Annotated in this window: 6 protein-coding genes; all 6 read left to right on the top strand. The window is 60.1% G+C overall.

What is annotated here, in order from left to right:
• Positions 1-76: 76 nt before the first annotated feature.
• The 6 genes from tilS (at position 77) to ispD (ending at position 6,766) form a co-directional block, all read left to right on the top strand.
• Positions 77-1,396, top strand: a complete 1,320-nt coding sequence (gene tilS, locus WBB95_RS06370; protein ID WP_424486793.1) for a tRNA lysidine(34) synthetase TilS — start codon at positions 77-79, stop codon at positions 1,394-1,396.
• A 273-nt stretch (positions 1,397-1,669) separates the two neighbouring features.
• The gene (locus WBB95_RS06375) at positions 1,670-3,301 is read left to right on the top strand and encodes a CTP synthase (protein ID WP_424486794.1); all 1,632 of its coding nucleotides are present in this window, start codon (positions 1,670-1,672) and stop codon (positions 3,299-3,301) included.
• A 5-nt stretch (positions 3,302-3,306) separates the two neighbouring features.
• Positions 3,307-4,152, top strand: coding sequence for a 3-deoxy-8-phosphooctulonate synthase (kdsA, locus tag WBB95_RS06380; protein WP_003172292.1), 846 nt, complete (start codon positions 3,307-3,309; stop codon positions 4,150-4,152).
• A 157-nt stretch (positions 4,153-4,309) separates the two neighbouring features.
• Positions 4,310-5,599 carry a phosphopyruvate hydratase gene (gene eno, locus WBB95_RS06385; RefSeq protein WP_424486795.1) on the top strand — a complete coding sequence of 430 codons (1,290 nt, stop codon included), beginning with the start codon at positions 4,310-4,312 and terminating at the stop codon, positions 5,597-5,599.
• Positions 5,600-5,783: 184 nt separating this feature from the next.
• On the top strand, positions 5,784-6,062 hold the full coding sequence (ftsB, locus tag WBB95_RS06390; protein WP_058412406.1) for a cell division protein FtsB: 279 nt from the start codon (positions 5,784-5,786) through the stop codon (positions 6,060-6,062).
• On the top strand, positions 6,059-6,766 hold the full coding sequence (ispD, locus tag WBB95_RS06395; RefSeq protein WP_424486796.1) for a 2-C-methyl-D-erythritol 4-phosphate cytidylyltransferase: 708 nt from the start codon (positions 6,059-6,061) through the stop codon (positions 6,764-6,766). The genes ftsB and ispD overlap by 4 nt, the downstream gene beginning before the upstream one ends.
• Positions 6,767-7,023: the final 257 nt, after the last annotated feature.

The raw sequence follows: 7,023 nt of genomic DNA on the forward strand, positions 1-7,023 counted from the left end.
CGCGAGCAAGCCCGCTCCCACATTTGCTTTGTGTATGCTGGGTTATCGCATTCCAGATTGATGGCGGTACTTTGCTATGAAGCCGGCTCTAACCGCCAAACTCCTGCAAACCCTGGCCCCGTGGCGCAACGCCCCGGTCTGGCATATCGCCTTCTCTGGCGGGCTCGATTCCACCGTCCTGCTGCACCTCCTGGCCTCGCTGGCAAAAACCGAAACCCTCCCGCCACTCAGCGCAGTGCATGTCCACCATGGCCTGCAAGCGGCCGCTGACGCCTGGCCCAGTCATTGCCAGTCGGTATGTGACCGTCTGGGCGTGCCCTTGCGGGTGATGCGTGTGCATGTGCAGTCGGGCGCCAGCCTTGAGCGCGCAGCACGCGATGCACGTTACCAGGCATTTACCGAGGTGACTGGGGCAGGGCAGGTGATGCTCACCGGCCAGCATCGCGACGATCAGGCCGAAACACTGTTGTTTCGCCTGCTGCGCGGAGCAGGCGTGCGAGGGTTGGCGGCCATGCCTGTGCATCGCCCTTTGGCGGGTGGGTATTTGGTGCGGCCTTTGCTGGATGTCTCGCGTACTGAGCTGCAAGCCTATGCCCACGCGCATCAGTTGCAGTGGATCGAAGACCCTTCCAACGCCGACTCCCGGTTCTCGCGCAATTACCTGCGCCATCGAGTATTCCCGCTGCTGACCGAGCGCTGGCCGCAAGCCGTCGCCAGTCTGGCCCGTACTGCCGAGCACTTGAGCGAAGCCCAGGGCTTGCTCGATGAGTTGGCAGCCATGGATCTGCAGGACGCGGATCAACCGTCGCCGTTTCCCTGGCTCACGCTGCCGTCATTGGCCCTGGCTCCATTACGCGAGCTTTCCGACGCCCGCCAACGCAACGTCCTGCGCCACTGGCTCACACCACTGACGCGCTTACCCGACAGCGACCACTGGGCCGGTTGGCATTCCCTGCGTGATGCCAAGGGTGACGCGCAACCACTGTGGCGCCTTACCGACGGCCAACTGCATCGTTGTGGCGACCGCATCTGGTGGCTGCCTTCCATTTGTTCGGACATTTCCGACGCGCCGGTGAGCTGGTCCCAGCCCGAAAGCCCACTAGAGTTACCCGGCAATGGTCAGTTGAGATTGATCGGCGAGGTGCCCGCAGGTCCATTGGTGGTCCGGTATCGCCAGGGCGGCGAAATCATCGAAGTGCCAGGTCGAGGCCGGCGCGACCTGAAGCGCCTGCTTAACGAAAGTGCGCTGCCGGGGTTCATGCGTGGCAGATTGCCGCTGCTCTATCAGGGCGAGCAATTGCTGGCTGTCCCAACCCTTGCGGGGCTGTGGCACAGTGCGTCGGATGGCTGGCAATTACATTGGATGCCACAGACCTGCGATCAAGGTTTGAGCTGATAGAGCCTTTCCGGTAGACTACGCTCCCTTCTTGATACAACTTCTGTGGATTCGCCTGAATCGCAGTCGTTGCCGATTACCAAGCAGTCTTTGCTGGGCGATTCCAAAAAATGTGTAGCGATCAACGTACCGGTGTTTCATTGCTGGTCTGTCACCACGCGGCGGTTTTTTTGAAAGGTGCACTGTGATTAATGCAGGTGATCGGGGGCTTCGGCCTTCCTTCGCTTTCCCCGGCGGCTCGGACCGCTTTAACGCAGACTTCTAGGGTTTTTCATGACGCGCTACATATTCGTCACGGGCGGTGTTGTTTCTTCATTGGGGAAAGGCATTGCCTCCGCTTCATTGGCGGCCATCCTGGAGGCGCGGGGACTTAAGGTCACCATGCTCAAGCTGGACCCGTACATCAACGTTGACCCGGGCACCATGAGCCCGTTCCAGCACGGTGAAGTGTTCGTCACACACGACGGCGCCGAGACCGACCTGGACCTGGGCCACTACGAGCGGTTCATCCGCACGACCATGACCCAGAACAACAACTTCACCACTGGCCGTGTCTACGAGCACGTGCTGCGCAAGGAGCGCCGTGGTGACTACCTGGGTGCAACCATCCAGGTGATCCCGCACATCACCGACGAAATCAAGCGCCGCATCATCAAGGGTGCAGGCGATGCCGACGTCGCAATGGTCGAGATCGGTGGCACCGTGGGTGACATCGAATCCCAACCGTTCCTCGAAGCCATCCGCCAATTGCGTTTCGAAGTCGGCGCCAAGCGCGCGATGCTGATGCACCTGACGTTGGTGCCGTACATCGCCACCGCCGGCGAAACCAAAACCAAGCCTACCCAGCACTCGGTCAAGGAACTGCGTTCCATCGGCCTGCAGCCGGACGTGCTGGTGTGCCGCTCCGATCACCCGATCGACATTTCCTCGCGTCGCAAGATCGCGCAGTTCACCAACGTTGAAGAACGTGCGGTGATTGCCCTGGAAGACGCCGACACCATCTACAAGATCCCGGGCATCCTGCATTCGCAAGGCCTGGATGATTTTGTGGTCGAGCGTTTCGGCCTGCAGTGCAACGGCGCGGACCTGTCCGAGTGGGAAGCGGTGGTCGACGCCAAGCTCAACCCTGAGCACGAAGTCACCATCGCCATGGTCGGCAAGTACATGGAACTGCTGGACGCGTACAAGTCGCTGATCGAAGCGATGAGCCACGCCGGTATCAGCAACCGTACCAAGGTCAACCTGCGCTACATCGATTCCGAAGACATCGAGAACCAGGGCACTGCCTTGCTCGAAGGCGTTGACGCGATCCTCGTTCCAGGCGGTTTCGGCCTGCGTGGCGTGGAAGGCAAGATCACCGCCGTGCAATATGCGCGTGAAAACAAGGTTCCATACCTGGGCATCTGCCTGGGCATGCAAGTGGCCGTTATCGAGTTTGCCCGTAACGTGCTGGGCTGGAAAGACGCCAACTCCACCGAGTTCGACCACACCAGCGGCCATCCGGTCGTGGGCCTGATCACCGAGTGGGAAGATGCCACCGGCGCCGTTGAAACCCGTACCGAAACCTCGGACCTGGGCGGCACCATGCGCCTTGGCGCGCAGGACTGCCTGCTGGAGTCGGGCTCGCTGGTTCACGATTGCTACGGCAAGGACGTGATCGTCGAGCGTCACCGTCACCGCTACGAAGTGAACAACAACCTGCTGCCGCAGATCAAAGCCGCCGGCCTGAAAATCTCCGGTCGCTCCGGTGACGGCAAGCTGGTTGAAGTGGTCGAGGCGCCGGATCATCCGTGGTTCGTGGCTTGCCAGTTCCACCCTGAGTTCACCTCGACGCCGCGCGACGGTCACCCGTTGTTCACCGGTTTCGTTAAAGCAGCACTGACGCAACATCAGAAGAAGGCGTAAACCTGATGGCCCAGAAGATCATTCGCGTAGGCGACATCGAGATTGCCAACGACAAGCCCATGGTGCTGTTTGGCGGCATGAACGTGCTGGAAAGCCGCGACATGGCGATGCAGGTCTGTGAAGAGTACGTCAAGGTTACCCAGAAACTGGGTATCCCTTACGTGTTCAAGGCCAGCTTCGACAAGGCCAACCGTTCGTCCGTGACCTCCTATCGCGGCCCGGGCCTTGAAGAAGGCATGCGGATCTTCCAGGACATCAAGCAAGCCTTCGGCGTGCCGATCATCACCGACGTCCACGAGCCTGAACAGGCTGCCGTGGTCGCCGAGGTGTGCGACATCATCCAGTTGCCGGCCTTCCTGTCGCGCCAGACCGATCTGGTCGTTGCGATGGCCAAGACCGGCGCTGTGATCAATATCAAGAAAGCCCAGTTCCTCGCGCCCCAGGAAATGAAACACATCCTGAACAAGTGCGTGGAAGCGGGTAACGACCAGTTGATCCTCTGCGAGCGCGGTTCGAGCTTCGGCTACAACAACCTCGTGGTGGACATGCTCGGTTTCGGCATCATGAAACAGTTCGAATACCCGGTGTTCTTCGACGTGACCCACGCGCTGCAAATGCCCGGTGGTCGCGCCGATTCCGCTGGCGGGCGGCGTGCCCAGGTGTTGGATTTGGCCAAGGCGGGCCTCAGCCAGTCCCTGGCCGGCCTGTTCCTGGAAGCTCACCCAGACCCGGACAACGCCAAGTGCGACGGTCCCTGCGCCCTGCGCCTGGACAAGCTGGAGCCATTCCTGGCCCAGCTCAAGCAGTTGGACGAACTGGTCAAGAGTTTTCCGACGGTAGAGACCGCGTAACAGCCGTTTCTCCGGTAGACTTTCCCACGCTTTATGCTCAGGCCCGCGGGCCTGAGCCTTGTCGCCTGCAAGCCTGCCCCGTTGTTCCACCCTTGCGGTCGGTCAAAAGATTCCCTTCAGCTGCGTCGTTTTCGTCAACTTTGGAGTGTTTACAACAATGGCAAAAATCGTCGACATCAAAGGTCGTGAAGTTCTCGACTCCCGTGGCAACCCCACCGTCGAAGCCGACGTGCTTCTCGATAACGGCATCATCGGCAGCGCCTGCGCGCCGTCCGGTGCTTCTACCGGTTCGCGCGAAGCGCTGGAACTGCGTGATGGCGACAAGAGCCGTTACCTGGGCAAAGGTGTACTCAAGGCTGTAGCCAACATCAACGGCCCGATCCGTGACCTGTTGCTGGGCAAGGACCCGCTGGACCAGAAAGCCCTGGACCACGCGATGATCAAGCTCGACGGCACCGAAAACAAAGGCAGCCTGGGCGCCAACGCGATCCTCGCCGTGTCCCTGGCCGCTGCCAAGGCCGCTGCACAGGACCAGGACCTGCCGCTGTACGCCCACATCGCCAACCTGAACGGCACGCCGGGTGTGTACTCGATGCCGGTGCCGATGATGAACATCATCAACGGTGGCGAGCACGCTGATAACAACGTCGACATCCAGGAATTCATGGTGCAGCCGGTGGGCGCCAAGACCTTCTCCGAAGGCCTGCGCATGGGCACCGAGATTTTCCATCACCTCAAGGCTGTGCTGAAGGCCCGTGGCCTGAGCACTGCGGTGGGTGACGAAGGTGGTTTTGCACCGAACCTGGCGTCCAACGAAGATGCACTCAAAGTGATCTCCGAAGCCGTGGCCAACGCTGGCTACAAGCTGGGCACCGACGTGACCCTGGCCCTGGACTGCGCGGCCAGCGAATTCTACGAAGACGGCAAGTACAACCTGGCCGGTGAAGGTCACGTGTTCACCTCCGAAGGTTTTGCTGACTACCTCAAAGGCCTGTGCGAACGCTACCCGATCATCTCCGTTGAAGATGGCCTGGACGAGTCCGACTGGGCAGGCTGGAAAGTCCTCACCGACAAGATCGGCGAGAAAATCCAGCTGGTGGGCGACGACCTGTTCGTGACCAACACCAAGATCCTGAAAGAAGGCATCGACAAAAAGATCGCCAACTCGATCCTGATCAAGTTCAACCAGATCGGCACCCTGACCGAAACCCTGGAAGCCATCCAGATGGCCAAGGCTGCGGGCTACACCGCCGTGATCTCCCACCGCTCCGGCGAAACCGAAGATTCGACCATTGCCGACCTGGCCGTGGGCACTTCGGCTGGGCAGATCAAGACCGGTTCCCTGTGCCGCTCCGACCGCGTTTCCAAGTACAACCAATTGCTGCGTATCGAAGAGCAACTGGCGGGTAAAGCCAAGTACAACGGTCGCAGCGAGTTTCGCGGCTGATCGCTACTTGATGGTAAGGCATGGTAAAAAGTCGACGGGTTGCGTAGGAAAAAACACGACAGTGTGAATTTCGACGCTAATCTGATGGCTATCAAGCACAAGCCTGGTTCTTCCAGGCTTCGTGCTATTAGTTGCTGCAAAAGTTTTGCATGGCTGTCTTTTTTTACTGGATACCCGGATTTCGATGCGCAGTCCCAATTGGTTGTTCCTCGTCTTGCTCTTGTTGCTGGCTGGCCTGCAGTACCGCCTATGGGTCGGTAATGGCAGTTTTGCGCAGGTGAAAGAGCTGACCCAGCAAATTGCCGACCAGCACGCCGAAAACGAAATCCTGCTGGAGCGTAACCGCGTCCTTGACGCTGAAGTGCTTGAGTTGAAAAAGGGTACGGAGACCGTTGAAGAGCGGGCTCGTCATGAGTTGGGCATGGTCAAGGAGGGCGAAACCCTCTACCAGTTGGCCCAATGAGCAACGATTTACCGGCCTTCTGGGCCGTGATTCCTGCCGCGGGCATCGGTGCCCGTATGGCCGCAGACCGTCCCAAGCAGTATTTGCAACTGGGCGGGCGCACTATTCTCGAACACAGCCTCGGCTGTTTTCTCGATCATCCGGGCCTCAAGGGGCTGGTGGTCAGTCTTGCTGTAGATGATCCCTATTGGCCGAACCTGCCGTGTGCCAGCGACCCACGTATCGTGCGTGCCGACGGCGGCGACGAGCGCTCGGGTTCGGTACTCAATGCGTTGCTGCAACTCAATGCCCTGGGTGCCAGTGATGATGACTGGGTACTGGTGCACGATGCGGCACGGCCCAACTTGAGCCGTGATGATCTCGACACACTGTTGGCCGAGCTGGCGGATGACCCGGTGGGCGGCCTGCTCGCTGTGCCGGCTCGCGACACCCTCAAACGCGTCGACAAGCACGGTCGAGTGGTCGAAACCATCGATCGCAGCCTGATCTGGCAAGCCTACACCCCGCAGATGTTCCGCCTGGGCGCTTTGCACCGCGCCTTGGCCGACAGCCTGGTGGCCGATGCGGTGATCACCGACGAAGCCTCGGCCATGGAATGGTCCGGCCAGGCGCCGCGCCTGATCGAAGGGCGCTCGGACAATATCAAGGTGACCCGGCCGGAAGATTTGGAGTGGTTGCGGTTGCGGTGGGCGAATCGGCGGTAGTCAATTGCACCGAGTCGACTTCATCGCAGGCAAGCCAGCGCCCACATTCGATTACCTTCTCCTACAGACAACTCGGTCAACTGTGGGAGCCGGGCTTGCCCGCGATGAGCATAAGTATCTACACAACTTTCAAGGCTGAAAAATCTCCCTGTAGTGAGCGGGCTTGCGCCGCGCAGGGCTGCGAAGCGGCCCCAACAAAGACTCCGCCGAGTTCCAGATAGAACCAGGTCGCCTGGTTTGGGGCCGCTTCGCAGCCC

This window comes from Pseudomonas sp. (assembly GCF_049645325.1).
Classification (GTDB): domain Bacteria; phylum Pseudomonadota; class Gammaproteobacteria; order Pseudomonadales; family Pseudomonadaceae; genus Aquipseudomonas.

Excerpts from the sequence above, each read along its gene's own strand:
- ispD (WP_424486796.1), top strand. The coding sequence starts at position 6,059 with ATGAGCAACGATTTACCGGCCTTCTGGGCCGTGATTCCTGCCGCGGGC.
- tilS (WP_424486793.1), top strand. The coding sequence starts at position 77 with ATGAAGCCGGCTCTAACCGCCAAACTCCTGCAAACCCTGGCCCCGTGG.
- eno (WP_424486795.1), top strand. The coding sequence starts at position 4,310 with ATGGCAAAAATCGTCGACATCAAAGGTCGTGAAGTTCTCGACTCCCGT.
- WBB95_RS06375 (WP_424486794.1), top strand. The coding sequence starts at position 1,670 with ATGACGCGCTACATATTCGTCACGGGCGGTGTTGTTTCTTCATTGGGG.
- kdsA (WP_003172292.1), top strand. The coding sequence starts at position 3,307 with ATGGCCCAGAAGATCATTCGCGTAGGCGACATCGAGATTGCCAACGAC.
- ftsB (WP_058412406.1), top strand. The coding sequence starts at position 5,784 with ATGCGCAGTCCCAATTGGTTGTTCCTCGTCTTGCTCTTGTTGCTGGCT.